We start from the raw sequence: 25,829 nt of genomic DNA on the forward strand, positions 1-25,829 counted from the left end.
CCTTATCCCAACAGCTCTCGGATCACCGCGTTCAGGACCGCGCGCCCGTTTTCCGTGGCCTTCAATCGGCCCTCAGCCTGAACGACCATCCCGAGTTCTGTCAGAGAGTCCAGCCTTTCCTGGGGTAAGGGCTGGCCCGCGAGCACCTGATATCTGTCAACATCTAGACCTTCGGAAAGTCTTAGGCACATCATAAGGTATTCTGAGGCTTGTTCCTGCATTGAAAGCTCGGTTCGATCGCTCTCACCGGATCCGGTTGAAACAGCATCCAGCCATTTCGTCGGGGCCAGATGGGTTTCCGTTGCATATTTCCGCCCGTTCAGGGTCAGGCGCCCATGCGCGCCGGGTCCGATCCCGACGTAATCGCCATAACGCCAATAGATCAAATTGTGCTGCGATTCCGCGCCGGGTCGTGCGTGGTTGGACACCTCATAGGCGGGCAGGCCGTGCGCCTCGCAGATATCCTGGGTCGCAAGGTACATATCGGCGGCACTGTCATCTTCGGGCAGGCCGCGCAGTTTGCCGACGGCGTAACGATCCCCAAATGCGGTGCCGTCCTCGATGGTCAGTTGATACAGAGACAGGTGATCAACCGCCATCGACAGCGCCTCGGTCAGTTCGTTGCGCCAGGTGTCCAATGTCTGATGCTGGCGGGCATAGATCATGTCGAAACTCACCCGGTCAAAGCACCTGCGGGCGATGTCAAAGGCGGCGCGGGCTTCGGCGACAGTATGGATGCGACCAAGCCGACGCAGATCTTCATCGTTCAGCGCCTGCACCCCCATCGAGATACGGTTCACCCCGGCGTCGCGATATGCAGCAAAGCGGCCAGCCTCGACCGAGCCGGGATTGGCCTCAAGCGTGATTTCCATGTCATTGGCAGGGCGCCAAAGGGCGCGGGCCTCATCAATGATGGCCGAGACAGTTTCGGGCGCCATCAGCGACGGGGTCCCGCCGCCGAAAAAGATCGTGTTCAATACCCGATCAGGCGTTTCGGCAGTCGAACGCTTTAGCTCTTGCAGATAGCATTCAAGCCATTGTTTTTGGTCGATATTTCTGGAAACATGGCTGTTGAAATCGCAATAGGGGCATTTGGCCTCGCAAAAGGGCCAATGCACATACAGGCCAAAGCCCCCGTTGCGCCAATCATCCGCCAAAGCAGCCTTTCACGAACAGCTCTACCGCGCGGCCGCGATGGCTGATCTTGTTTTTTTCCCAGCGATCCATCTCGGCAAAGGTAATGTCGTGGCCCTCGGGGACAAACATCGGGTCATAGCCAAACCCGTCCTTGCCGCGGATCGGCCAGGTCAGATGGCCCGGCGCGACGCCTTCGAACACCTCGTCATGGCCATCGGGCCAGGCCAGAACCAGGGTGCAGCGGAACTGCGCGGTGCGCGGGTGCGGGGCGTCTTTGGCCTCTAACGCGTTATGCGCGCGGGTCATGGCCATCATGAAATCGCGGCCATTGCCGGTCTCGGCCCAATCGGCGGTATAGACGCCGGGCGCGCCGTCCAGCGCGTCGATGGTGATTCCGGAGTCATCCGACAGCGCAGGCAGGCCGGTTGCCTTGGCGGCGGCGTGGGCCTTGATCCGGGCATTACCGACAAAGGTGTCTTCGGTTTCTTCCGGTTCGGGCAGGTTCATCTCAGCTGCGCCCACAACGGTCACACCAAAGGGCGAGAGCAGATGCGCCATCTCCTCAAGCTTGCCTTTGTTGTGGGTGGCGACCAGCAGCCTGTCCCCGTCGAACTTGCGGGTCATGCGGTGGCGGCTTTCTGGGCGGCGGCCAGTTCGCCAACGCCTTTTTCGGCCAGGTCCATCAGTTGGTCCATCTGGGCGCGGCTGAAAACGGAGCCTTCGGCGCTCATCTGTACTTCGATCAGTTTGCCCGATCCGGTCATGATGAAATTGCCATCGACGCCTGCTTCGCTGTCTTCGGGGTAATCAAGGTCCAGCACCGGTTGACCCGCGTAGATGCCGCAGGACACAGCAGCGACCGGATCAACCAGAGGGTCGGAAATCACGTCGCCCGCCTTCATCAGCTTGTTCACCGCCAGACGCAGCGCCACCCAACCGCCGGTGATCGAGGCGCAGCGCGTGCCGCCATCGGCCTGGATCACGTCGCAGTCAACGGTGATCTGACGTTCGCCCAGGGCGACACGGTCGACGCCCGCGCGCAGGGCGCGGCCAATCAGGCGCTGGATTTCGACGGTACGGCCGCCTTGTTTGCCGCTGGCGGCCTCGCGCCGCATCCGGGTGTTGGTTGCGCGGGGCAGCATGCCGTATTCGGCCGTGACCCAACCCAGGCCCGAGCCCTTGATGAACGGCGGTACGCGATCTTCGATCGTGGCGGTACACAGCACATGGGTGTCGCCCATCTTGATCAGGCAGGAACCTTCGGCATGTTTGGTAAAGCCGGTTTCGATGGAAACGGCGCGCATTTCGTTTAGATCACGTCCTGAGGGTCGCATGGGAAATCCTTTGTTTGCTGGCTTGGGGATACCGCCCCGCAGCGTTACGATGCAACCCCGATTGACCTTTCGCGGGCCTGCTATTTAATGACAAACCAGCAGGGGAAGGCGCATGAGCGAAGCGAGCAAAATTCTGGACGAGATGAACGATCGGTCGCGCGAGGTGTTTCGGCTGATTGTGGAAAGCTATCTGGACAGCGGTGAACCCGTCGGCAGCCGGACCCTGACGCGCACGCTTTCGGAAAAGGTCAGCGCGGCGACCGTGCGCAACGTTATGCAGGATCTCGAATTCCTGGGCCTGCTCGACAGCCCGCATGTCAGCGCAGGCCGTATTCCAACCCAACAGGGTTTGCGGATGTTCGTGGATGGATTGCTGGAAGTCGGCGATCTGGGTGCCGATGATCGGCAGAAGCTGGACGAGACATTAGGCTCTAACGTGGGCGATGTGGGCGGAATGCTGGACCGCGTCGGATCGGCCTTGTCGCATGTGACACGCGGTGCATCGCTGGTGTTGACGCCCAAGCATGAGGCCGAAATCAAACATATCGAGTTTGTTTCGCTTGGCCATGACCGCGCGCTTGTGGTTCTGGTGTTCTCGGATGGTCATGTGGAAAACCGGCTGTTCACACCGCCTCCGGGCCAGACGCCCAGTTCCATGCGTGAGGCCGCCAATTTCCTGAATGCGCTGATTGAAGGGCGGACGCTGAGCGAGGTGCGCCGTCAGATGCAATCGCAGATCACGGCGCGGAAACAGGAAATCGACGCGCTGGCGCGCGAAATGGTCGAAAGCGGCATGGCCGCCTGGGACGGAGATGGCGCCGACTCGGCCCGTTTGATCGTGCGGGGGCGGGCGAATCTGCTGAATGAACCTGGCCACGAAGAAGAGCTGGACCGTATTCGGACGCTGTTTGACGACCTGGAGCGGAAACGCGATATCGCCGAATTTCTGGAATTGACCGAAGATGGCGAGGGTGTGCGCATTTTTATTGGCTCTGAGAACAAACTTTTCTCACTTTCGGGTTCCTCTTTGGTGGTGTCTCCTTATATGAACGCTGATCGTAAGATAATTGGTGCGGTTGGGGTCATTGGGCCCACACGTCTGAACTATGGACGGATCGTGCCGATCGTGGATTATACGGCGCAACTGGTCGGCAGGCTGATTTCCGACCGGAGCTAGAGGGTAGAAGATGGCAGAGCCCAAGAACGAAGATTTTCTGGATGATATCGCGACCGCCGAGGCGGAAGAGCTGGCCGAGGAATTTGCCGAGATCAGCGAAGAGGCGTTGGAACTGGATGCGCTGCGTGCGGAACGCGACGATTACAAGGACAAGTTCATGCGCGCGCTGGCCGATGCCGAGAATGCGCGCAAGCGTGGCGACAAGGCCCGCCGCGATGCGGAGCAGTATGGCGGGTCAAAGCTGGCGCGGGATATGTTGCCGGTCTACGACAACATGAAACGCGCGCTTGAGGCGGCAACGGATGAGCAAAAAGAGGTTGCCGCCGGGCTGATTGAAGGCGTCGAATTGACCATGCGTGCGCTGAGGGATGTGTTCCAGAAACACGGGATCGAAGTGATCACGCCCGAGGTTGGCGACCGGTTTGACCCGAACGTGCATGAGGCGATGTTCGAGGCACCTGTGCCCGGAACCAAGGCCGGCGATATCATTCAGGTATCGGCCGAAGGGTTCATGTTGCATGATCGTTTGCTGCGGCCGGCGCAGGTTGGTGTTTCTTCGACACCTGCCAGCTGATTGGCCTCGGTGAGGCCAAGCCTTCGGCGAGAGTATTTGTGAAAAGATGAAGGGGCGGTCAGGACTTGGCCGCCTCTTTCAGTTTGTAGATCAGGTCGAGCGCCTCGCGCGGGCTGAGGTCGTCGGGAAGGATGTCGTCGAGCATGTCGGCAACAGGCGATGACTTGGGCGCGGGGGGTGGCGGCGGAGGGGCGGCGGAAAACAGCGGCAGGTCGTCGATAAGGGCTTTTTGCTTGCCGCCTTCGCGTTCGGTTTTTTCAAGTTGGTCCAGAACGATGCGGGCGCGGTCGACGACTGACGCAGGCAGGCCGGCAAGCTGTGCAACCTGCACGCCATATGACCGGTCAGCGGCGCCCTTGTGGACCTCGTGCAGGAAGATGACTTCGCCTTCCCATTCCTTGACGGCGACGGTGGCGTTTTCGACACCATTGAGATTGGCGGCAAGCGCGGTAAGCTCGTGATAGTGGGTTGCGAACAGGGCCCGGCATTGGTTGGCGGCGTGCAGATGTTCGAGCGTGGCCCAGGCGATCGAGAGGCCGTCATAGGTGGCGGTGCCGCGCCCGATTTCATCAAGGATGACCAATGCGCGGTTATCGGCCTGATTCAGGATAGCTGCGGTTTCGACCATTTCGACCATGAAGGTTGACCGCCCACGGGCCAGGTCATCCGATGCGCCTACGCGGCTGAAAAGCTGACTGACAACGCCGATATGGGCCTGTTCCGCCGGAACATAGCTTCCGATTTGGGCGAGCAGGGCAATCAGGGCGTTCTGGCGCAGAAAGGTTGATTTACCGGCCATGTTGGGGCCGGTCAGCAGCCAGATGGCGGCACCGTCCAGGGCGCTGAGGTCGCAGTCATTGGCGATGAAGGCATCGCCGTTCTGCTGGCGCAGGGCATGTTCCACAACCGGGTGGCGACCACCCTGTATGTCAAAGGCGCGCGAGGTGTCGACCTGTGGGCGGCACCAGTTCTCGCCACGCGCCAGATCGGCCAGCGCGGTGGTCAAGTCCAACTCGGCCAGTCCACGGGCCGCTTGGTTCAGGCGGGCGGCGGTGGCAAGAATTTCGCCAGAAAGCCTTTGATAGAGCCGCTTTTCGATCTCTAGCGCAAGGTTTCCTGCGTTCAGGATGCGGGTTTCGATTTCGGAAAGCTCGACCGTTGTAAACCGCACCTGGTTGGCGGTTGTCTGACGGTGGATATAGGTCTCGGAAAACGGCGGGTTCAGCATTTTCTCGGCATGGGTGGCCGTTGTTTCGATGAAATAGCCCAGCACGTTATTGTGCTTGATCTTCAGCGAAGAGATGCCGGTGTGATCTGCGTATTTCTGTTGAAACCCGGCGATGACTGTGCGGCCTTCGTCGCGCAGGGTGCGGGCTTCGTCCAGTTCGGGGTCAAAGCCGGGGGCGATAAAGCCGCCATCGCGGGTCAGCAGGGGCGGCTCGGCGATCAGCGCCTCGTCCAGCAGGGCCAGCAGATCATCGAACCCGGTCAGGTTTTGCACGGCGGTGGAAAGCAGGACGGGCAGGTCGTTGCTGCTGCAAATGGTGGCGATGGTCGCGGCCTGGGTCAGGCCGTTGCGGATGGCCGCCAGGTCGCGGGGGCCGCCGCGGTCCAGTGACAGGCGCGACAGGGCGCGGTCCAGATCGGGGGTTTTGCGCAGCGCTTCGCGCAGGTCCGAGGCGGTCAGGCTGTCTTGGGCGGCGAAACTCACCGCGTCCAGGCGGGCGTGGATGACGTCAAGATTGCGCGACGGGCTGGACAGCCGTTGTTCCAGCAGCCGCGCGCCCCCCGGCGTGACCGTGCGGTCGACCACCGACAGCAGCGATCCGGCGCGTCCGCCCGACAGGGACCGGGTCAGTTCCAGGTTGCGGCGGGTTGCGGCGTCGATCTGCACGACCCGGTCTTCGGTTTCCTTGAGCGGGGTCTGCAGAAGAGGCAGTTTGCCCTTTTGCGTGATCTCCAGATAGTCGATCAGTGCGCCCATGGCTGAAACCTCGGCCCGCTCAAAGGTTCCGAACGCGTCCAAAGCACCGACGTGAAACAGCCCGCAAATGCGTTTTTCTGCCGCCGTGCTGTCGAAACTGGCGCGTCCCACCGGGGTCAGCGAAATGCCCAGATCCTGCGCCGGCTCGTATAGCTTGTCCTGCGCCCCGTCCGCCACGATCAACTCGGATGGGGCCAGCCGCGCCAGTTCGGGGCTGAGGCGCAGAGGGGGCAGTGGCATGACGTGAAATGCGCCGGTCGAGATATCGGCCCAGGCCAGCGCGGCCTGGTCGCGCACCTCGGCGTAGGCGGCCAGAAAATTGTGGCGGCGGGCCTCAAGCAGGGCGTCTTCGGTCAGGGTTCCGGGGGTCACCAAGCGGACGACATCGCGTTTAACGACCGATTTAGAGCCTCTTTTCTTGGCCTCGGCCGGGCTTTCCATCTGTTCGCAGACGGCCACGCGAAAGCCCTTGCGGATCAGCGTCAGCAAGTACCCTTCGGCCGAATGCACTGGCACGCCGCACATCGGGATATCGGTGCCATTGTGCTTGCCGCGCTTGGTCAGGGCGATGTCCAGCGCCTCGGCAGCATTGACCGCATCCTCAAAGAACATCTCGTAGAAATCGCCCATGCGATAGAACAGCAGGGCGTCGGCATGGGCCTCTTTGATCTCGAGATATTGCGCCATCATTGGCGTGACTGTGGACAAAGCGGACCCTTTCTGGCGTTTTCCGAAGGCGACATTACAAATCCCCCTTCGGCTGTGAAAGGCGAAAAGTATAACCGTTGAGGCGCGCACTTGCCTGCGCTATGAGGCATAGGCCCCGCAGCAGCAAAGAAACGATGAATCCGATGCCCAAGACGAAAATCACCAAAGAAGAGGCGCTGGCCTTTCACCTGGAACCCAATCCCGGCAAGTGGGAGGTGCAGGCGACCGTGCCGATGACGACGCAGCGCGATTTGTCGCTGGCATACAGCCCCGGCGTTGCGGTTCCCTGTGAGGCCATCGCCGAGGCCCCGGAAACCGCCTATGACTATACCAACAAGGGCAACCTGGTGGCGGTGATCTCGAACGGGACCGCCGTGTTGGGTCTTGGCAACCTGGGCGCGCTGGGCTCGAAACCGGTGATGGAGGGGAAATCCGTCCTGTTCAAGCGGTTCGCGGATGTGAACTCGATCGATATCGAACTGGATACCGAGGACCCGGATGATTTCTGCCGGGCGGTGCGCCTGATGGGGCCGACCTTTGGCGGTATCAACCTCGAAGACATCAAGGCGCCGGAGTGTTTCATCATCGAGCAGCGTCTGAAGGAAGAGATGGACATCCCCGTCTTTCATGACGACCAGCACGGAACAGCGGTGATCTGCGCAGCGGGTCTAATCAACGCGCTGCACATCTCGGGCAAGAAGATCGAGGATGTGAAGATCGTGCTGAACGGCGCAGGCGCGGCGGGGATCGCCTGTATCGAATTGCTCAAGGCGATGGGTGCAAAGCACGAGAACTGCATCGTCTGCGACACCAAGGGCGTGATTTATCAGGGCCGGACCGAGGGGATGAACCAATGGAAATCGGCCCACGCGATTACCACCGATCTGCGGACGCTGGAAGACGCCATGAAAGGCGCCGATGTGTTCCTGGGCGTGTCGGTCAAGGGGGCCGTGACGCAGGATATGGTTGCGTCGATGGCTGACAACCCGGTGATCTTTGCGATGGCCAACCCCGATCCGGAAATCACCCCTGAAGAAGCGCATGAGGTCCGCGTTGATGCCATTGTCGCCACCGGGCGCAGTGATTATCCGAACCAGGTCAACAACGTGCTGGGCTTTCCCTACCTGTTCCGCGGTGCGCTGGATATCCATGCCCGCGCCATCAATGACGAGATGAAGATTGCCTGCGCCCATGCTTTGGCCCGTCTGGCGCGCGAGGATGTGCCGGACGAGGTTGCCATGGCCTATGGCAAATCGCTGACCTTTGGTCGCGACTACATCATCCCGACACCGTTTGACCCGCGCCTTATCCACCGCATTCCACCTGCCGTTGCCAGGGCGGGGATGGATACCGGCGCGGCGCGGCGTCCGATCATCGACATGGATGCCTATGAGCTGAGCCTGAAGTCGCGCATGGATCCGACGGCCAGCATCCTGCGTGGGCTCAACGCGCGTGCGCGTGCGGCGCAAAGCCGGATGATCTTTGCCGAGGGCGATGACCCCCGTGTCCTGCGCGCGGCGGTGACATATCAGCGTTCCGGTTTTGGCAAGGCGTTGGTCGTGGGGCGGCAGGAAGAGGTGAAAGAAAAGCTTGAAGCCGCCGGTCTGGGCGACGCGGTGCGCGAGCTTGAGGTGGTCAACGCCGCCAACACGACGCATTTGGAAACCTACAAGGACTTTCTGTATCAGCGGTTGCAGCGCAGAGGGTTCGACCACAAGGATATCCACCGCCTTGCCGCGCGTGACAGGCACGTGTTTTCGTCGCTCATGCTGGCGCATGGCCATGGTGATGGTCTGGTGACCGGTGCCACCCGCAAATCGGCCCATGTTCTGGACCGGATCAACCACGTATTCGACGCGGACGCCACCCATGGCGCCGCCGGGGTGACGGCACTGTTGTACAAGGGGCGGATCGTGCTGATCGGCGATACGCTGGTGCATGAATGGCCCGATGAACATGACCTGGCCAATATCGCCGAACGCTCGGCCGCCGTGGCGCGACACATGGGCCTTGAGCCGCGCGTTGCCTTTGTCAGCTTTTCGACATTCGGCTACCCGGTGTCGGAGCGGGCGGAAAAGATGCACCGCGCCCCGGCGGTTCTGGATCAGCGCAAGGTCGATTTCGAATACGAGGGCGAGATGACCGTGGATGTGGCGCTGAACGTGGATCAACAGGCGGCCTATCCGTTCTCGCGCCTGACCGGCCCGGCCAACATCCTGATCGTGCCCGCCCGCCATTCGGCCAGCATCTCGACCAAGCTGATGCAGGAAATGGGCGGGGCGACGGTAATCGGACCAATCCTGTCCGGGATCGACCAGCAGGTTCAGATCTGCTCGACCGTTTCAACCGCGAACGATATCCTGAACATGGCCATCCTGGCCTCATGCGATATCGGGTAAGTTATGGCGATTTGGAATCTCGGCTCGATCAATGCGGACATGGTCTATTCCATGCCGCATCTGCCCGGAGCCGGGGAAACACTTGCCGCGCGACGCCTTGAGCGGTTCCTGGGCGGCAAGGGCGCCAACATGTCGGTTGCCGCGGCCCGTGCCGGGTCGCATGTGGCCCATATCGGGGCCGTGGGCAGTGACGGTCATTGGGCGCGGGATCGGCTGACGGAATATGGCGTGGACACCAGGCAAGTCGTTGACGCCCAGGTGCCGACCGGGCACGCGATCATCGCGGTGGATGATCAGGCCGAAAATCTGATCATTCTGTATCCGGGGGCCAATCACGCCATTGATCCATCACATCTGGGACAGGTCCTTTCGGGGGCGGAAACCGGCGATATCCTGGTTATGCAGAATGAAACCAACGCGCAGGTCGACGCGGCACGGTTGGGGCGCGACCTTGGGTTGACGGTTTGCTATGCCGCCGCGCCATTTCAGGCCGAGGCTGTTCAGGCCGTCTTGCCCTATCTGGATTTCCTTATCCTCAATCAGGTCGAGGCCGAGCAATTGCAGGCAGCCACCGGGATGGCCGCGGCGGATCTGGGCGTTGAACATGTCATCGTGACGCTGGGGTCGGAAGGTGCGCAATATTATCACCGCGGCGCGGCGCCAATCAGTTTTGCAGCCCACAAGGTAAAGGCTGTGGACACGACCGGTGCGGGCGACACCTTTACCGGCTATGTTCTGGCCGGGATGGACCGGGGGATGCCGATGGCGCAGGCGATTACGCTGGCCAATCGCGCGGCCGCGTTGATGGTCACGCGCCACGGCACCGCAGATGTCATCCCCGATTTGAAAGAGGTCCACGCCGCCCGGCTGGATTAATGCCCGGCCGCAAAAGGCGCCGCGCTTCCCCACAGGGCCAGCACCCGTGCGTCGCGGCCGCAGGCCTTGCGATAGGCTTTGTACGCGTTGCTTTGCCGCTTGGGACCAAACCGTGTCAGAACCAGCTTGTTACCCTTGTAGTAATCCTGGTGATACGCCTCGGCCGGGTAAAAGGTCATCTCTGGCAGGACCGGCGTGACCACTGGCTGACCCAAGGTCGCCTGCGCATCGGCGACCACGCGCCTTGCCAGCGTATTTTCGCCTTGGTTAGAGACGAATATGGCCGTGCGATAGCTTTCACCGCGATCACAGAACTGCCCGCCCGCATCCGTCGGATCGACGGATCGCAGGAACATGTAAAGCAGCGCCTCGCGCGAGACCCTGGCCGGATCAAAGGTGATCTGGACAGCCTCGTAATGGCCGGTCCCACCCTTGCTGACCTGGTCATATGTCGGGTTGGCCGTCGCCCCGCCGGTATAGCCGGAAACGGCCCCGATCACGCCGGGAACAGATTCAAAGTCGGATTCGACGCACCAGAAACAGCCACCCGCCACGGTCAGCGTCTGTGTATCGGCCAGCGCCTGCCGCCCGCCCATTAAGGCAACCATTGCCAGCAGGGCAAAGGCTATGGAAAACATCGCTGGGCGGGGTTTGCGGGTATGGGACATTGCGGGGCTCCTTTCCGGTCGGGGTGCCGCGCTGTTGCGCCGGTGACAATCCGCAGGCGGCAAAGGTCACGCGCTGTTGAGCCGAGTTTATCGCCCCGATCCGCCCACACAATGCGCCCGCTTCATCGCGACGCCCATGCGGCAGGGATTGTCAGTGTCCCAAGCAGAAGGTTCGGCGCCCTAGTGCAAACCCAGGGCGGCGCGGGTCTGCGTGCATTGCTGACCGCCGTAAAAGGCATCCAGAACCGCCTGAAACGTGGATGGGGCATCCGGGACCGCCGCGAACAGGGTCATGGAAGAACACAGTTTCCTGGCGTCGACGGCCCCCAGAATGGTTTCGGGGTCCGAACCTTTGTGCAGCAGCATCAGGTTTGCGGCCTCGGTCAGCCTGCCGCGCAACTCGTCATGTTGCAGATAGGCTGCCGCTTCGTCCAGGTCTTCGATCCCGTAGAGCTGGGCCATGTGGGATTGGCCCAGTTCCGCCAGTTGCGGAAAGACGAACCACATCCAGTGGCTGTCCTTTTTTCCTTGCTCAAGTTCGCGCAGGACATCGGACCAGACCGTGTCCTGCGCTTCGATGAACATTTCCAGTTCTTCGTTTATGCCGTCGTCTTCGTCGGTCACTTGGACAGCCGCTTGTCACGCGCCGCCAGCAGTTTCAGGCGCAGCGCGTTCAGCTGGATGAAACCGGCCGCATCTTTCTGATCATAGGCACCGGCATCTTCCTCGAATGTCACATGCGCCTCGGAATACAGCGAATGATCCGACCAGCGGCCCACGGTCGAGGCCAGACCCTTGTACAGCCTTACGCGCACAGTGCCGGTCACATGTTCCTGGCTTTTGTCGATGGCGGCCTGCAGCATCTCACGCTCGGGGCTGTACCAGAAGCCGTTATAGATCAGCTCGGCATATTGCGGCATCAGCTGGTCTTTCAGGTGCATCGCGCCACGGTCCATCGTGATGGATTCGATACCGCGGTGTGCTTCCAGCAGGATTGTGCCGCCCGGCGTTTCATAAATGCCGCGCGATTTCATACCAACGAACCGGCCTTCGACCAGATCCAGACGGCCAATGCCGTGCTTGCCGCCATATTCGTTCAGCTTGGTCAGGATGGTTGCCGGGCTCATCGCCTCGCCATTGATGCTGACCGCGTCGCCTTTTTCAAAGCCGATCTCGATAAACTCGGGCTGATCGGGCGCATCCTCGGGGTGGACGGTGCGCTGATAGACGTAATCGGGCGCCATATCGGCGGGGTCTTCCAGAACCTTACCCTCGGACGAGGTATGCAGCAGGTTGGCATCGACCGAAAACGGTGCCTCGCCACGTTTGTCCTTGGCAATCGGGATCTGGTTCGCCTCGGCAAACTCCAACAGCTTGGTGCGGCTGGACAGATCCCATTCGCGCCAGGGGGCGATGACCTTGATATCGGGGTTCAGCGCATATGCGGCCAGCTCGAACCGGACCTGATCGTTGCCCTTGCCGGTCGCGCCGTGCGCAACGGCATCAGCGCCGGTGGCTTGCGCAATCTCGACCAGACGCTTCGAGATCAGAGGCCGCGCGATGGACGTACCCAGCAGGTACAGACCTTCGTACTGCGCGTTGGCGCGGAACATCGGGAAGACAAAGTCGCGGACAAACTCTTCGCGGATATCCTCGATATAGATATTCTCGGGCTTGATCCCCAGCAGCTCGGCCTTTTTGCGGGCGGGCTCCAGCTCTTCTCCCTGACCCAGATCGGCGGTGAAGGTCACGACCTCGCAGCCATACTCGGTCTGCAGCCATTTCAGGATGATCGAGGTATCAAGGCCACCGGAATAGGCCAGAACAACTTTCTTGGGCGCGGACATCTGATTTCCCTTTATGCGTAGAACGCTTGGCCCCTAGCGGGTTTTGCACGCGGGGGCAAGTTATCAGCGTTGACCCATAAGGGGATTTGGGGTGAAACGGGTGGTAGACCAACAGGGATTTTCAACAGGGGTAATTTTTATGCTGGGCTGGCAGATTTTTGCACATTCGGTGCGTATGGTGTTTGGCAATATCAAACAGGTGCTTCAGATCACCGTCGGTCCGGTTCTGATCGCGACGATCCTGATTGCAGCGGCGTTTATCATGCTTGGCGTTCCGCTTGAGGTTTTTGACGACTCGGCTGCCGGATTGCCGCCGGGTGTGTCGGCTGGAAGCATCGGCATGCTGTTGGCGGCGCTGATCGTCGTGATGTGGATCATCATGTTCTGGATAGCCGTGTCCTGGCACCGTTTCATCCTGCTCGAGGAATACCCGACCGGATTTCTGCCCGAGTTCAGGTTTGACCGAATCCTTGCCTATTTCGGCCGGGGGCTGATGCTGGCCCTGATCGGGCTGATTGCGTTTCTGCCGCTGATGTTCCTTTTGGCCGTTATCGGCGAACAGTCGGTTGGTTTGTCCGTGGTCCTTACGGTTGCCTATTCGCTGTTTGTGTCGGTCGGGCTTTTTCCCCTGATGATCATTCTTCCCGCCGCCGCCATTGGCCATCCGCTTAGCCTGTCCGAGGCATGGAACAGGACAACAGGTACGGCGGGCGCCATCGTGGTTCTGCTGATTGTTGCTGTTCTGTTTCAACTGCTTGTGCAGGTGGTCAGCACGGTTTTGATGCTGGTTCCGGTATTGGGCGTGCTTCTTGTTCTGTTCGCATCCCTTCTGGTTCTTCCGCTGATCAATGTCAGCGTTCTGACCACGATGTACGGTGTTTTTGTGGAAGGCCGAGAGCTGGGTTGAGGCTCGTTCCCAGATGTATTCCTTGCTCTTTTGGTCGGGATAGGTCACGGAGGCCAGCATGAGCGATTTCATGACCCGCGCCCGCGCCGCCGAACAGGCGATGCGCTCTGTCTTTCCGGCAACGCCTTTGCAGCGCAATGCCCATCTGTCCGACCGTTATGGCGCGGATATCTGGCTCAAGCGCGAAGACCTCAGCCCGGTGCGGTCCTACAAGATCCGCGGTGCGTTCAACGCCATGCGCAAGCAGCCGGGGCAGGAATTATTTGTTTGCGCCAGTGCGGGAAACCACGCGCAAGGCGTGGCCTTTATGTGCAAACACATGAATGTGCGCGGCGTGATCTTCATGCCGGTGACCACGCCGCAGCAGAAAATCCAGAAGACCCGCATTTTTGGTGGCGACAACATCGAAATCCACCTGATCGGCGACTATTTCGACGACACGCTGGCCGCCGCGCAAAAATGGTGCGTGGAACAGGGCGGGCATTTCCTGTCGCCCTTTGACGACGCGGATGTGATCGAAGGGCAGGCCTCGCTTGCGGTCGAGATCGAGGAACAATTGGGCGGCGTGCCCGACCATGTCGTCTTGCCGGTTGGTGGTGGCGGAATGTCGGCGGGCGTTGCCACCTGGTTCGGGGATCGGACCCATTGCCTGTTTGTCGAGCCGCGCGGGGGCGCGTGCCTGCACGCGGCGATGGCGGCGGGGCATCCGGTGTCGCTGGATCACGTCGACAACTTCGTTGACGGTGCGGCGGTGGGCCGGATCGGCGCCAAGCCGTTTGAACTGCTGAAGTCGCGTCACCTGTCCGACGTACTGGTCCTGTCCGAAGACCGCATCTGTACCACGATGATCGAAATGCTGAATGTCGAAGGCATCGTCCTTGAGCCCGCCGGTGCGCTGGCGATCGAGGCCGTGGGCGACATCCAGAGCTTTGTCCGTGGCAAGACGGTTGTCTGCGTGACCTCTGGCGGGAACTTCGATTTCGAACGCCTGCCCGAGGTGAAAGAGCGCGCCCAACGGTATTCCGGTATCAAAAAGTACTTTATCCTGCGCCTGCCGCAGCGCCCCGGCGCGTTGAAAGAGTTCCTGAACATCCTAGGCCCCGAGGACGACATCGCCCGGTTCGAATACATGAAGAAATCGGCCCGCAATTTCGGGTCTGTTCTGATCGGGATCGAAACCCGCAAGCCCGAGAATTTCATGCGCCTGTTCGCCCATCTGGACGAGGCCGGGTTCACCTATACCGACATCACCGAAGACGAGACTTTGGCGCAGTTCGTGATCTAGGCCAGGTTTTGGGTCAGACCTGACTGGAACAGGGCAAGGGATTCGTCATAGGCGGCCAGGATGGCGTCGATATCCACCTCTGCCGCCGCCCCGGCCGCGGCCCGCCTTTCGCCATCCTGGCAGAGGCGGGAAAAGCTGTCGAACCCAAGGCTCAGCGCGCTTCCTTTCAGGAAATGGAGGTTTTGTTCCAAATCCTGTCGTTCGGTGTCCTGGCGCAGGCGGACCATGACATCCTGTACCTCGTCGAGGAAGATTTCCACGACCTCGTCGAATTCATCCCTGCCGACCTCGTCGCGCAACTGATTGACCCTGGGCCAGTTGATCATAACCGCCTCCGCTTTGGTCTATGGATAGCCGGGTTTGCGTAAACACCCGGTTAAGCGCGGCGGGCAGGCTCATTGGTGGTTTTCACGGTATCTTAAGCCGCGCAGCCTAGCCTTTGATCACAACCGGTCAATCGGAACGCAGGGAATCAGGGTGCCACTAACCAGTCAAACAGACGCCAGGGTCGAACTGGATTTTGGCGCGATCCGAAAGGTTCTGGTCGTCGACGACAGCCGCCTGCAGCGTCGCATCCTTGTGGCGTCGTTGAAAAAATGGGGGTTTACCGTTCTTGAGGCTGATTGCGGCGAGGATGCGATCGCCCTGTGCGCCGCAGACCTGCCGGACCTGGTGCTAAGCGACTGGGTCATGCCGGGGATGAGCGGGCTGGATTTCTGCCGCGCCTTTCGGGAACTGGAAAAGGACCAGTACACCTATTTCATCCTGCTGACCTCGAAAAGTGAAAAGCAAGAGGTCGCGCGCGGACTGGATGCCGGTGCCGATGATTTCCTGATCAAACCGCTTGAGGCCGATGAGCTGCGCGCGCGCATATCTGCCGGCGCGCGGATTTTGGACATGCAGCGTGAACTTTCCGACAAGAACCGGCTGATCGAGACCGCGCTGGAGGAGTTGCGGCTGGCCCATGACGCCATCGACAAGGACCTGATGCAGGCCCGCAAAATTCAGGAATCCCTTGTGCCGGAATTGACGCGGGATTTCGGAAAATCGCGGGTCAGCCTGTTGTTGAAACCCTGCGGGCACATCGGCGGCGACCTGGTCGGCATGTTCTCACCGGGGGTAAACCGGCTGGGATTCTACAGTATCGACGTGTCCGGCCATGGCATTACATCGGCGATGATGACCGCGCGGCTGGGCGGCTACCTGTCCAGCACCCATTTCGATCAGAACGTGGCCATGCAGCAGCGTTTCAACCGGTTCTATGCCCTTCTGCCGCCCGAAGAGGTCGCGGAAACGCTGAACTCACGCCTCATGGCCGATACCGGTATCGAAGAATATTTCACCATGGTCTACGCCATCGTCGACCTGCGCAACGGACATTTGAAAATGGTTCAGGCCGGCCATCCCCACCCGCTGCTGCTGCGCGAAAATGGTGATGCCGAATTCATTGGCGAAGGGGGGTTGCCCATTGGATTGCTGGCCGATGTCCAATTCCAACAGACCGAGGCCTATCTGAAACCGGGGGATCGTTTGCTGCTGTATTCCGACGGTTTCACCGAATGCCGCCTGGCCGATGGAAACCTGTTGGACGAAGACGGTCTGCACCGGATGGCGATGGGATGCAGCACCGGGCGTGGCAAGACCGAATTTCTTGATGACCTGTTTTGGCGCCTGACGCAGGAAATGGCCCCGGGCGCGGGGGCCGAAGACGATATATCGGCAGTCTTCTTCGAATATAACGGCCCCTAAAGCCGCCGCAGGACCTGCGTGGCAAAATGCCTGTCACCTGCATTGCCCAGCATCTGGGCCGCATCGGCGACGGCCATCCAAACGGGCTCGTGCATTTCTTCGGTCGGGGGGCCCATGCACAGAACGGGCCGGGCGCAATAGACCATGCAGACTTTCTCGGCCCACAGGTCGTATTCGGGCATAAAGGTGAACCGGCGGAAGGCGCCGACCCGGCGCGGCGCGGCAATCCGCCATCCGGTTTCCTCGTACACTTCGCGATGCAGCGCGGTAACCGGGGATTCACCGGGGTCGATGCCGCCGCCCGGCAGTTGCAGGTCCGGTCCGGGTTCGGTCTGGCAGGTCAGCAACAGGTGCCCGTTGCGCGGCAACAGCGCATAAACGCTCACGCGCCGCGTATAGGTGCGCCCGGCTTCGGGGCTTTCGCCGAACCGTCTGATCATGTATGGCCCCTTTCAACCAAATTTGTTCGACCTATATGGTTGCGGTATGCCAACCCGTGGCGTGTAAGGAAACCCCATGTCTCTTGGAACGAAAATCGCGTGGGACGATACCGTCCTGCCCTTTCAACTCGACGTATCGGATATGCGCGGCCGCGTTGCGCGGCTGGACGGGGTGCTGGACGGCATCCTGAAACAGCATGACTATCCGGAACAGGTCGAAGCGCTGGTGGCCGAAATGGCCTTGCTGACCGCGTTGATCGGCCAGACTGTCGCGCTGCGCTGGAAATTGTCGCTGCAGGTACAGTCAAAGGGGCCGGTTCGGATGATTGCGACCGACTATTATGCGCCAACGGATCCGGGGCAGCCCGCGCAGATTCGCGCCTATGCCAGCTTTGACCGCGATCGCCTGACCGACAGCGCCCCTTTCGATCAGGTGGGCGAAGGGTATTTCGCCATCATGATCGATCAGGGCGAGGGCACGCAGCCCTATCAGGGGATCACGCCGCTGGCGGGCGGTTCGCTGCGCGCCTGTGCCGAGGCGTATTTTGCCCAGTCCGAACAGCTGCCGACGCGGTTCTCGTTGAGCTTCGGAAAATCGACCGAACCCGGTGTCGGCGAACATTGGCGCGCCGGAGGGGTGATGCTGCAGCACATGCCCAAGGCGTCGCCCTTTGTGGCGTCGGGCGAGGGCACAGGCGAAATCCTGTCCGCCGGGGATCTGGTCGACGGGGACGAAGGCGAGAACTGGGGTCGGGTGAACATCCTGCTCGATACGGTTGACGATCTTGAACTGATTGGTCCTTCGGTTGCGCCGACCGATTTGCTGGTCCGTCTGTTCCACGAGGAACAGCCGCGGGTTTATGACGCCCAGCCGGTCAAGTTCGGCTGCACCTGTTCCGAGGACCGCGTGCGCCAAAGCCTGTCGATCTATTCGGCCCGGGACATCGAAAAGATGACAACCCCCGAAGGTCTGGTGACGGCTGACTGTCAGTTCTGCGGCGCCCATTACGTGCTTGATCCGCAAACGGTCGGGTTCGATGCCGACGATGCAGGCCGTGCGTGACGCCGTTGCCCAGCTGACCCGCGCCCTGACCCGCCCCGGCGGCGGGTCAAGCGATTTTGACCTGAACCCAGAGACCGTTTTGCCAGCGGGGCGAAAACTGCGCCCTGCCGGGGTTCTGGTGCCAATTTCGCTGACCCGGCAGGGGCCCCGGCTGATTTTGACCAAGCGGTCCTCGGCGTTGAAACATCACCCCGGTCAGATTGCCTTTCCCGGCGGCAAGCAGGATGAAACCGATCGGGACGTTACCGCGACCGCCCTGCGTGAGGCGCATGAAGAGATCGGCCTGCCATCCGATCTTCCACGCGTTCTGGGCCATTTGCCGGTGCATGAAACCGTGACATCCTTTGCCGTGACGCCAGTCGTCGCCATTCTTGAACAGGATTTCGATCCGGTGGCAGAACCCGGAGAAGTTGACGAGGTTTTTTCAGTTCCGCTTGCGCATGTGCTGAACCCGGCGAATTATGTCATCGAGTCGCGCCGCTGGCGTGGTCAGAGACGATATTATTTCGCTGTGCCTTACGGTCCCTATTACATCTGGGGCGCGACGGCGCGGATGTTACGGGGATTGGCAGCGCGAGTAAGTGAATGACGCAGATCATCACCGATGATTGGATACAGTTGCAGGCCACTCAGGATGTCTGCAAGGCGCTGACGGATGGCGGCGCCCAGGCGTTCTTTGTTGGTGGCTGCGTGCGCAATGCGCTGTTGGGGGCCGCGGCCTCGGACATTGATATTGCCACGGATGCGCATCCCGAACGGGTGGTCGAACTTGCGGCGGGGGCCGGCCTCAAGGCTATCCCGACGGGTATCGAACATGGAACCGTCACCGTGGTCAGCGGGGGCATCCCGCATGAAATCACGACCTTTCGCCGTGACGTTGAAACCGATGGTCGCCGCGCCACGGTGGCGTTTTCCGACACCGTGTCAGAGGACGCGGCGCGGCGCGATTTCACCATGAACGCGCTGTATGCCCGCCCGGACGGCACCCTGCTTGACCCGCTGGGCGGCCTGCCGGACCTGAACGCCCGGCATGTGCGGTTTATCGGGCAGGCCAAAGACCGTATTCGCGAGGATTACCTGCGGTCGCTGCGATATTTCCGGTTTCACGCCTGGTATGGCGATGCGGCGGCCGGGTTCGACCCCGATGCGCTGGATGCCATTGCATCGAACCTTGACGGGCTGGAACAGCTTTCGCGTGAACGGGTGGGTGCCGAAATACTCAAACTGCTGGCTGCGCCTGACCCGGCGCCGGCCATCGCCGCGATGCGCGGAGCGGGGGTTCTGGGCGCGGTGCTGCCCGGCGCGGATGACCGGTCGCTGGCCGTTCTTGTCGCGCTTGAACAGGCCGCTGGCGCAACGGCCGAGCCGGTTCGGCGCCTTGCAGCGATTGCCGCGCCCGATACCGCCAAGACCCTGCGGCTGAGCCGTTCGCAATTGCAACGCCTGACCCGGATGCGGGACGAGGCGATGGGAACCGCCAGCGTGGCCGAGCTTGGATACCGGTACGGTGCCGAGGGCGGGTTGCACGAAACGCTTCTGCGCTGTGCGTTCTTGGAACGCCCCTGGTCGGATGACCTGGCAACGGCGTTGAAAGACGGCGCAAGCGCCAGTTTTCCGGTCCGGGCGCAGGACCTGATCCCCAAGTTCACGGGCCCCGCGCTGGGCAAGAAACTGTCAGAGCTCGAGGCGCGCTGGATCGCGTCCGGTTTCACGCTGGGTCGCGCGCAATTGCTGGCCGAGTGACATAAAGTCTCAAAAGGGGATGACAAACCGGATCGTTTTTGGCTAGGGTGCGCCTGTTACATGGATGGAGGACTGCGAATGTATTACGGGATCTGGTTCGGCTAAGGCCGGGACACTCGACCCGTTGGGGTGGTGTTCTGGCGCCATCTTCTTTCGCATGATCTGTTTACCTGCTCAAACCGGAGCACTTATCCATGTTTCGTTTCTTCGAAAATCTTGTTGACCCGTTTATCACCTATGACGAGGTTGATACCCCGCCCACGCGCCTGTGGCCCTTTATGCTGGACTATTCGCGCCCGTTCTTTCGGGTGTTTGTCTGGACTGCCCTTATGTCGGTCATCGTAGCAGCGGTCGAGGTTGGCCTGATCTATTACATGGGCCGCGTCGTCGACCTGCTGGCGGGGTCGCCTGCGCAGGTCTGGCAGGCACATGGCACCGAATTGTTGTTGATCGCCGCATTCATCCTGTTGCTGCGACCCATCCTGCACGTCGTCGATGTGATGCTGCTGAACAACGCCATCCTGCCCAATTTCGGGACGTTGATCCGGTGGCGGGCCCACAAACACGTTCTGCGCCAGTCCGTCGGCTGGTTTGAAAACGATTTTGCCGGGCGCATTGCCAACCGGATCATGCAGACACCGCCCGCTGCGGGCGAGGTGATCTTTCAGGTCTTTGACGCGATTTCCTTTTCGCTGGCCTATATGATCGGGGCGGCGGTCCTGTTGGCGGCGGCCGACCCGCGCCTGTTGCTGCCGCTGCTGATCTGGCTTGCGCTTTACGGTTTGCTGGTCCGCTGGACCGTTCAGCGGGTTGGCCCGGCGTCGCAGGCCGCATCAGATGCGCGTTCAACCGTGACGGGCCGGGTCGTGGACAGCTATACCAACATCCACTCGGTCAAGATGTTCGCCCATGACAGCCAAGAGCTGGACTATGCCCGCGAGGCGATCGAGGAAACGCGCCGTACCTTTCAGGTCGAGATGCGGATATTCACCATCATGGATGCGGTGCTGGTCTCGTTGAACGGGCTGTTGATCGTCGGTGTCGTCGGGTGGGCGATTTACCTGTGGATGCAGGGCAGCGCATCGGTCGGGGTTGTTGCCGCGGCAACTGCGCTGACATTGCGGCTGAATGCGATGACCGGGTGGATCATGTGGGCGCTGACCAGCTTTTTCCGTCAGCTTGGTGTCGTGGCCGAGGGGATGCAAACCATCGCGCAGCCGGTTGACCTGCTGGATCAACAGGGGGCCACGCCCCTGGACCTGACATCCGGCGCGATCGAACTGCGCGACCTGTCGCATCACTATGGACGGGAAACCGGCGGGTTGGATCACGTCAATATCTCGATCCGACCGGGCGAAAAGATCGGGCTGATCGGGCGGTCGGGCGCCGGGAAATCGACGCTGGTCAAGCTGCTGTTGCGGTTCTACGACGTCGAGGACGGGGCGATCGAAATAGATGGTCAGGACATCTCGTCAGTGACCCAGGACAGTTTGCGCAGCCGGATCGGCATGGTTCAGCAAGACAGCGCCCTGTTGCACCGGTCAGTGCGCGACAACATCCTGTACGGGCGCCCGGATGCCACCGAAGAGCAGATGATTGCCGCCGCCAAACAGGCCGAGGCGCATGACTTTATCCTGGAGCTGCAGGACCCGCAGGGCCGAACAGGGTATGACGCCCATGTCGGCGAGCGCGGCGTCAAGCTGAGCGGGGGACAACGCCAGCGTGTGACGCTTGCGCGGGTGATCCTGAAAGACGCGCCGATCCTGTTGCTGGACGAGGCGACCTCGGCGCTGGATTCCGAGGTCGAGGCGTCGATCCAGGAAACGCTTTACGGGATGATGCAGGGAAAGACGGTTATCGCCATTGCCCACCGTTTAAGCACCATCGCCCAGATGGATCGCATCCTGGTGATGGACAAGGGACGGATTGTCGAAGAGGGCTCTCATTCGGACCTGCTGGCACAGGGGGGGCTTTACGCTCAGTTCTGGGCAAGGCAATCAGGTGGTTTCATGAACCCGGAGGCAGCCGAGTGAAGATAGCCGATCTGATCGACCCGTTTTCCGGAACGCAAACGCCCCCGCCGCAGACATTGGCGGCGTTCATTCGTTGGTGTCTGTCGGGTGCGTGGCCGATGCTGTTTGTCGCGGCCCTGTTCTCGGGTGTGGCCGGTGCGCTTGAGGCCGGAACCGCGTGGATCCTGGGAAAATTCATCGATGCCGCAACCGTTGCGGGGCCGCAGGGCTTTCTGACGGCGGACAACATGGGGATGATCCTCGGGGCGATTGCGTTTTTCATTCTGCTGCGCCCGCTGATGTTTGGCCTGTCATCGGTTTCGAACAACTATATCGTCATGCCCAACCTTCCGCCCCTGATCCTGGCCCGGCTGAACAGGTGGACCCTTGGGCAATCCGTGACCTATTTCGACGATGATTTCGCCGGCCGCATTGCGCAAAAACAGATGCAGACCTCAACCGCGCTGACCTCGGTTGTGTCCGAGACCATCAGCGCAATCGTCTTTGCGCTGGCGTCGATGGCGGGGTCTTTGCTTTTGTTAGGGTCTATTCACCCGCTTGTTCTGTTGCCATTTGTCCTGTGGCTGGCAGGGTATTTCCTGCTGGTGCGCTGGTATTTGCCGCGCATACGCCACCGGTCGGCGGCGCGGGCGGGGGCGCGTGCAAATGTGACGGGGCAAGTGGTGGACACCATCACCAATATCAAGACGGTCAAGTTGTTCGCCCATTCCGCGTTCGAGGACCGGTCGGCGCGAAAATCCATGGAGAACCTGCGAGAGCGTTCGCTGGAATTCGGTCGCCTTTCGGCGAGTTTCCGGTTTGTGCTGATGGCCTTGGCCGGAGTGCTGCCGGTTCTTCTTTTGGGGGCGACCGTCCTGTTGTGGCAGGCCGGTCAGGCCACGACCGGCGATATCGTGGCCGCGGGTGCCGTGTCGATCCGTGTGTCCCAGATGACGGGCTGGGTCAGTTTCACCCTTATGGGCCTTTACGCCAATGTCGGCGAGGTTGAAAACGGCATGAAGACGCTGGCCAAGCGCCAGCGGGTCGAAGACGCGCCCGATGCGAAACCGTTGACGGTGCCCGACGGACAGATCGCGTTCGACAATGTCCGGTTCGCCTATGGGCGGGACATTGGCGGCGTGTCGGACCTGAACCTGGTCATAAGGCCGGGCGAAAAGCTTGGGATCGTCGGCGCCTCGGGGGCGGGTAAATCCACGCTGGTGTCGCTGTTGTTGCGGCTCTACGACAGGGAAAGCGGCGTGATTAGGATCGACGGGCAGGACATTGCGCGGGTCACGCAGGACAGTTTGCGCCGCCATATCGGAATGGTCACGCAGGAAACCGCGATGTTCAACCGGTCCGCCCGCGACAATATCCTGTACGGCCGTCCCGACGCCACCGAACAAGAGGTGATCGCTGCCGCAACAAAGGCCGAGGCGCATGACTTTATCCTGGGGTTGCAGGATGCGCAGGGTCGAACGGGATATAATGCCCATCTGGGGGAACGGGGCGTCAAGCTGAGCGGCGGCCAAAGGCAGCGCATTGCCCTGACCCGCGCCATTCTCAAGGATGCCCCGATCCTTGTCTTGGACGAGGCCACCTCGGCGCTGGATTCCGAAGTCGAAGCCTCGATCCAGGCGGCATTGCACCGGGTCATGGAAGGCAAGACGGTTCTTGCGATTGCGCACCGGCTATCGACACTCAGCGAAATGGACCGGATCATCGTTCTGGACGCGGGCCGGATCGTCGAGGATGGCACCCATGACAGGCTGCTGGACAAAAACGGGCTTTATGCACGGTTCTGGCACCGGCAGTCCGGCGGGTTCATTCAGACCGAAGCCGCGGAATAGGGGCTTTTTTATCCGCCAGCGCCCCTGTATCAGGCCGCCTATGACGCAAGATTACACCATTCTTCGGCTGGGCCATCAGGGCGACGGCATTGCCGAGGGGCCTGTTTATGCCCCCCGCACCCTTCCCGGTGAAGTGATCAGCGGCAGGCTGGCGGGGTCGACGCTTGAGGATATCCGCGTCGGAACACCCTCGGATGACAGGGTTCGCGCGCCCTGCCGCCACTACAAGGCGTGTGGCGGGTGCCAGTTGCAACACGCATCCGACGCTTTTGTGGCGGGCTGGAAGGTTGACGTCGTGCGGACCGCTCTGGCGGCGCAAGGGTTACAGGCACCGATGCGCCCGATCCATACCTCGTCGCCCGGCACGCGCCGCCGCGCCACCATTGCTGTCCGCCGGACCAAGAAGGGGACGCTGGCCGGATTTCACGGTCGGGCGTCGGAAACGATTACCGAAATTCCCGATTGCCTATTGCTGGACCCGGCCCTTGTTGCGGCCATCCCGGTTGCCGAAAACCTTGCCGTTCTGGGCGGCAGCCGCAAGGGCGTATTGGCCGTGACGCTGACCCTGTCCAACACCGGGCTGGATGTGTCGGTCCGTGGCGGCAAACCCCTGGACGGACCGCTGGAACTGACACTGGCGCAGGCGACAGAACGGCATGGGCTGGCACGCCTGACATGGGATGGCGAGGTGATCGCGACCCGTCATCCGCCGGTACAGCAATTCGGCCCCGCCGCCGTTGTCCCCCCGCCCGGCGCGTTTCTGCAGGCGACAAAAGACGGTGAACAGAGCCTGATACAGGCCGTTTGCGAGATCGTGGGGAATGCAAAGCGGGTTGTTGACCTGTTTGCGGGCAGCGGCACCTTTTCGCTGCCGATGGCACAATCGGCCGAGGTTCACGCGGTCGAAGGCGAGCGCGCAATGACCGATGCCCTGGATGCCGGTTGGCGCAAGGCAAAGGGGCTGAAAAAGGTCACGACCGAGGCGCGCGACCTGTTCCGCCGTCCGCTGATGCCGGACGAGCTGGCCCGTTTCGACGCCGTGGTCCTGGACCCGCCCCGCGCCGGAGCCGAGGCCCAGACCGACCAGCTGGCCCAGGCCATGCGTCCGGTCATCGCCTATGTCTCGTGCAACCCGGTCAGTTTCGCCCGCGACGCCCGGCAGCTTGTTAATTCGGGATATACCCTTGAATGGGTACAGGTGGTTGACCAATTTCGATGGTCGTCGCATGCCGAACTGGTGGCAAAGTTCACCCTTTCGCCGAAATCGTGATCAAACAGGAGGCCGCCAGAATGGGGTTCAGCCAGAAACTGCTGGGATTTGTCGAAAGCACCGGGTTTTCGCGTTTTATCACCGGTGTCATCCTGGTCAACGCGGTTTTGCTGGGCATGGAAACATCGCCCACCCTGATGGACAGGGCCGGACCTCTGATCGTTGCGCTTGATACGATCTGCCTGGCAATCTTTGTTGCCGAGATCGCGATGAAGCTGGTGGCGCGCGGGCGGCTGTTCTTCACCAATGGCTGGAACATTTTCGACTTTGTGATCGTCGGGATTGCGCTGGTGCCGGGCGGTGCGGGCCTGTCGGTCTTGCGGGCCCTGCGAATTCTGCGGGTTTTGCGCGTGATTTCGGTTGCGCCGCGTCTGCGCCGGGTGGTCGAGGGGTTCATTCAGGCGCTGCCGGGCATGGCCAGCGTGTTCCTTTTGATGGCGATCCTGTTCTATATCGGGGCCGTCATCGCGACCAAGTTGTTTTCCCAGTCCTTTCCCGACTGGTTTGGCGACCTTGGCCTGTCAGCCTATACGCTGTTCCAGATCATGACGCTTGAAAGCTGGTCGATGGGCATCGTGCGTCCGGTGATGCAGGAATACCCCTATGCATGGCTGTTTTTCGTGCCGTTTATCATGGTTACCACCTTTGCGGTGGTGAACCTGCTGGTTGGTTTGATCGTCAATTCGATGCAGGACGCGCACCATGCCGAAGACGAGGTCAAGACCGACGCCTATCGGGATGAGGTGCTTGAAAGGCTGGAAGCCATCGAACAACGCATTATCGAACAGGCACACAGCAAAAAGTGA

General features: G+C 61.1%; 23 protein-coding genes. 14 read left to right on the forward strand and 9 right to left on the reverse strand.

Going from position 1 to position 25,829, the window contains the following annotated elements:
* Positions 1–2: 2 nt before the first annotated feature.
* The 3 genes from hemW to rph are packed head-to-tail and all read right to left on the reverse strand — an operon-like array spanning position 3 to position 2,471.
* Entirely contained in the window at positions 3–1,157 is a 1,155-nt protein-coding gene (gene hemW, locus ACXAG8_RS17260; protein ID WP_475229870.1) for a radical SAM family heme chaperone HemW, read from the reverse strand.
* Positions 1,147–1,761 (reverse strand): RdgB/HAM1 family non-canonical purine NTP pyrophosphatase, encoded by a 615-nt coding sequence (gene rdgB / locus ACXAG8_RS17265; protein WP_475229873.1) that lies wholly within the window; start codon positions 1,759–1,761, stop codon positions 1,147–1,149. The genes hemW and rdgB overlap by 11 nt, the downstream gene beginning before the upstream one ends.
* Entirely contained in the window at positions 1,758–2,471 is a 714-nt protein-coding gene (gene rph / locus ACXAG8_RS17270; RefSeq protein WP_170412685.1) for a ribonuclease PH, read from the reverse strand. Before rph ends, rdgB begins: the two co-directional genes overlap by 4 nt.
* A 112-nt stretch (positions 2,472–2,583) precedes the next feature.
* Between rph and hrcA the strand changes: the two genes are divergently transcribed.
* A complete protein-coding gene (gene hrcA / locus ACXAG8_RS17275; protein WP_475229879.1) occupies positions 2,584–3,648 on the forward strand; it encodes a heat-inducible transcriptional repressor HrcA in 1,065 nt (354 codons plus the stop codon).
* Positions 3,649–3,658: 10 nt separating this feature from the next.
* Positions 3,659–4,222 (forward strand): nucleotide exchange factor GrpE, encoded by a 564-nt coding sequence (locus ACXAG8_RS17280; protein WP_475229882.1) that lies wholly within the window; start codon positions 3,659–3,661, stop codon positions 4,220–4,222.
* A 58-nt stretch (positions 4,223–4,280) separates the two neighbouring features.
* Here the strand turns inward: ACXAG8_RS17280 and mutS are convergent, their stop codons facing one another.
* Positions 4,281–6,896 carry a DNA mismatch repair protein MutS gene (mutS, locus tag ACXAG8_RS17285; RefSeq protein ID WP_475229886.1) on the reverse strand — a complete coding sequence of 872 codons (2,616 nt, stop codon included), beginning with the start codon at positions 6,894–6,896 and terminating at the stop codon, positions 4,281–4,283.
* Positions 6,897–7,057: 161 nt separating this feature from the next.
* Here mutS and ACXAG8_RS17290 point away from each other — a divergent pair, with 161 nt between their 5' ends.
* Positions 7,058–9,313 carry an NADP-dependent malic enzyme gene (locus ACXAG8_RS17290; RefSeq protein ID WP_475229891.1) on the forward strand — a complete coding sequence of 752 codons (2,256 nt, stop codon included), beginning with the start codon at positions 7,058–7,060 and terminating at the stop codon, positions 9,311–9,313.
* A 3-nt stretch (positions 9,314–9,316) separates the two neighbouring features.
* Entirely contained in the window at positions 9,317–10,189 is an 873-nt protein-coding gene (locus tag ACXAG8_RS17295) for a ribokinase (protein ID WP_475229894.1), read from the forward strand.
* Here ACXAG8_RS17295 and msrA read toward each other — a convergent pair.
* The 3 genes from msrA to ACXAG8_RS17310 form a co-directional block, all read right to left on the reverse strand.
* Positions 10,186–10,857 (reverse strand): peptide-methionine (S)-S-oxide reductase MsrA, encoded by a 672-nt coding sequence (msrA, locus tag ACXAG8_RS17300; protein WP_475229898.1) that lies wholly within the window; start codon positions 10,855–10,857, stop codon positions 10,186–10,188. The two genes, ACXAG8_RS17295 and msrA, sit on opposite strands and share 4 nt — an antisense overlap.
* Before the next feature lie 180 nt (positions 10,858–11,037).
* Complete coding sequence (locus ACXAG8_RS17305) at positions 11,038–11,442, reverse strand: DUF1810 domain-containing protein (protein WP_475229997.1); 405 nt, start codon at positions 11,440–11,442, stop codon at positions 11,038–11,040.
* Between the two features lie 35 nt (positions 11,443–11,477).
* Positions 11,478–12,704, reverse strand: coding sequence for an argininosuccinate synthase (locus tag ACXAG8_RS17310; RefSeq protein WP_475229905.1), 1,227 nt, complete (start codon positions 12,702–12,704; stop codon positions 11,478–11,480).
* A gap of 139 nt (positions 12,705–12,843) precedes the next feature.
* Between ACXAG8_RS17310 and ACXAG8_RS17315 the strand changes: the two genes are divergently transcribed.
* Positions 12,844–13,611, forward strand: coding sequence for a hypothetical protein (locus ACXAG8_RS17315; protein ID WP_475229908.1), 768 nt, complete (start codon positions 12,844–12,846; stop codon positions 13,609–13,611).
* Positions 13,612–13,669: 58 nt separating this feature from the next.
* A complete protein-coding gene (ilvA, locus tag ACXAG8_RS17320) occupies positions 13,670–14,896 on the forward strand; it encodes a threonine ammonia-lyase IlvA (RefSeq protein ID WP_475229911.1) in 1,227 nt (408 codons plus the stop codon).
* Here ilvA and ACXAG8_RS17325 read toward each other — a convergent pair.
* Positions 14,893–15,222 (reverse strand): Hpt domain-containing protein, encoded by a 330-nt coding sequence (locus ACXAG8_RS17325; RefSeq protein WP_475229915.1) that lies wholly within the window; start codon positions 15,220–15,222, stop codon positions 14,893–14,895. The two genes, ilvA and ACXAG8_RS17325, sit on opposite strands and share 4 nt — an antisense overlap.
* Positions 15,223–15,373: 151 nt before the next feature.
* Here ACXAG8_RS17325 and ACXAG8_RS17330 point away from each other — a divergent pair, with 151 nt between their 5' ends.
* Positions 15,374–16,645 (forward strand): PP2C family protein-serine/threonine phosphatase, encoded by a 1,272-nt coding sequence (locus ACXAG8_RS17330; protein WP_475229921.1) that lies wholly within the window; start codon positions 15,374–15,376, stop codon positions 16,643–16,645.
* Here the strand turns inward: ACXAG8_RS17330 and ACXAG8_RS17335 are convergent.
* Entirely contained in the window at positions 16,642–17,085 is a 444-nt protein-coding gene (locus ACXAG8_RS17335; RefSeq protein ID WP_475229926.1) for an NUDIX hydrolase, read from the reverse strand. The genes ACXAG8_RS17330 and ACXAG8_RS17335 overlap by 4 nt on opposite strands.
* Before the next feature lie 76 nt (positions 17,086–17,161).
* Here ACXAG8_RS17335 and hslO point away from each other — a divergent pair, with 76 nt between their 5' ends.
* The 7 genes from hslO to ACXAG8_RS17370 all read left to right on the forward strand — a co-directional run bounded on the left by hslO (position 17,162) and on the right by ACXAG8_RS17370 (position 25,829).
* Positions 17,162–18,148, forward strand: a complete 987-nt coding sequence (hslO, locus tag ACXAG8_RS17340) for an Hsp33 family molecular chaperone HslO (protein WP_475229930.1) — start codon at positions 17,162–17,164, stop codon at positions 18,146–18,148.
* On the forward strand, positions 18,132–18,737 hold the full coding sequence (locus tag ACXAG8_RS17345; RefSeq protein WP_475230001.1) for a CoA pyrophosphatase: 606 nt from the start codon (positions 18,132–18,134) through the stop codon (positions 18,735–18,737). Before hslO ends, ACXAG8_RS17345 begins: the two co-directional genes overlap by 17 nt.
* Positions 18,734–19,891: a CCA tRNA nucleotidyltransferase gene (locus tag ACXAG8_RS17350; RefSeq protein ID WP_475229933.1), complete on the forward strand. Its 1,158-nt coding sequence runs from the start codon at positions 18,734–18,736 to the stop codon at positions 19,889–19,891. The genes ACXAG8_RS17345 and ACXAG8_RS17350 overlap by 4 nt, the downstream gene beginning before the upstream one ends.
* Before the next feature lie 194 nt (positions 19,892–20,085).
* Positions 20,086–21,924 (forward strand): ABC transporter ATP-binding protein, encoded by a 1,839-nt coding sequence (locus tag ACXAG8_RS17355; protein WP_475229937.1) that lies wholly within the window; start codon positions 20,086–20,088, stop codon positions 21,922–21,924.
* Positions 21,921–23,753: an ABC transporter ATP-binding protein gene (locus ACXAG8_RS17360; protein ID WP_475229942.1), complete on the forward strand. Its 1,833-nt coding sequence runs from the start codon at positions 21,921–21,923 to the stop codon at positions 23,751–23,753. Before ACXAG8_RS17355 ends, ACXAG8_RS17360 begins: the two co-directional genes overlap by 4 nt.
* A gap of 40 nt (positions 23,754–23,793) precedes the next feature.
* Positions 23,794–25,023 carry a class I SAM-dependent RNA methyltransferase gene (locus tag ACXAG8_RS17365; RefSeq protein ID WP_475229947.1) on the forward strand — a complete coding sequence of 410 codons (1,230 nt, stop codon included), beginning with the start codon at positions 23,794–23,796 and terminating at the stop codon, positions 25,021–25,023.
* 20 nt (positions 25,024–25,043) lie between these two features.
* A complete protein-coding gene (locus ACXAG8_RS17370) occupies positions 25,044–25,829 on the forward strand; it encodes an ion transporter (protein WP_475229952.1) in 786 nt (261 codons plus the stop codon).

This window comes from Ruegeria sp. ABD4_443, assembly GCF_056160865.1.

Bases quoted from the DNA above. Each gene is read 5' to 3' on its own strand.
- rdgB (WP_475229873.1), bottom strand. From the start codon at position 1,761: ATGACCCGCAAGTTCGACGGGGACAGGCTGCTGGTCGCCACCCACAAC.
- rph (WP_170412685.1), bottom strand. From the start codon at position 2,471: ATGCGACCCTCAGGACGTGATCTAAACGAAATGCGCGCCGTTTCCATC.
- hrcA (WP_475229879.1), top strand. From the start codon at position 2,584: ATGAGCGAAGCGAGCAAAATTCTGGACGAGATGAACGATCGGTCGCGC.
- ACXAG8_RS17280 (WP_475229882.1), top strand. From the start codon at position 3,659: ATGGCAGAGCCCAAGAACGAAGATTTTCTGGATGATATCGCGACCGCC.
- mutS (WP_475229886.1), bottom strand. From the start codon at position 6,896: ATGATGGCGCAATATCTCGAGATCAAAGAGGCCCATGCCGACGCCCTG.
- ACXAG8_RS17290 (WP_475229891.1), top strand. From the start codon at position 7,058: ATGCCCAAGACGAAAATCACCAAAGAAGAGGCGCTGGCCTTTCACCTG.
- ACXAG8_RS17295 (WP_475229894.1), top strand. From the start codon at position 9,317: ATGGCGATTTGGAATCTCGGCTCGATCAATGCGGACATGGTCTATTCC.
- msrA (WP_475229898.1), bottom strand. From the start codon at position 10,857: ATGTCCCATACCCGCAAACCCCGCCCAGCGATGTTTTCCATAGCCTTT.
- ACXAG8_RS17305 (WP_475229997.1), bottom strand. From the start codon at position 11,442: ATGTTCATCGAAGCGCAGGACACGGTCTGGTCCGATGTCCTGCGCGAA.
- ACXAG8_RS17310 (WP_475229905.1), bottom strand. From the start codon at position 12,704: ATGTCCGCGCCCAAGAAAGTTGTTCTGGCCTATTCCGGTGGCCTTGAT.
- ACXAG8_RS17315 (WP_475229908.1), top strand. From the start codon at position 12,844: ATGCTGGGCTGGCAGATTTTTGCACATTCGGTGCGTATGGTGTTTGGC.
- ilvA (WP_475229911.1), top strand. From the start codon at position 13,670: ATGAGCGATTTCATGACCCGCGCCCGCGCCGCCGAACAGGCGATGCGC.
- ACXAG8_RS17325 (WP_475229915.1), bottom strand. From the start codon at position 15,222: ATGATCAACTGGCCCAGGGTCAATCAGTTGCGCGACGAGGTCGGCAGG.
- ACXAG8_RS17335 (WP_475229926.1), bottom strand. From the start codon at position 17,085: ATGATCAGACGGTTCGGCGAAAGCCCCGAAGCCGGGCGCACCTATACG.
- hslO (WP_475229930.1), top strand. From the start codon at position 17,162: ATGTCTCTTGGAACGAAAATCGCGTGGGACGATACCGTCCTGCCCTTT.
- ACXAG8_RS17345 (WP_475230001.1), top strand. From the start codon at position 18,132: ATGCAGGCCGTGCGTGACGCCGTTGCCCAGCTGACCCGCGCCCTGACC.
- ACXAG8_RS17350 (WP_475229933.1), top strand. From the start codon at position 18,734: ATGACGCAGATCATCACCGATGATTGGATACAGTTGCAGGCCACTCAG.
- ACXAG8_RS17355 (WP_475229937.1), top strand. From the start codon at position 20,086: ATGTTTCGTTTCTTCGAAAATCTTGTTGACCCGTTTATCACCTATGAC.
- ACXAG8_RS17365 (WP_475229947.1), top strand. From the start codon at position 23,794: ATGACGCAAGATTACACCATTCTTCGGCTGGGCCATCAGGGCGACGGC.
- ACXAG8_RS17370 (WP_475229952.1), top strand. From the start codon at position 25,044: ATGGGGTTCAGCCAGAAACTGCTGGGATTTGTCGAAAGCACCGGGTTT.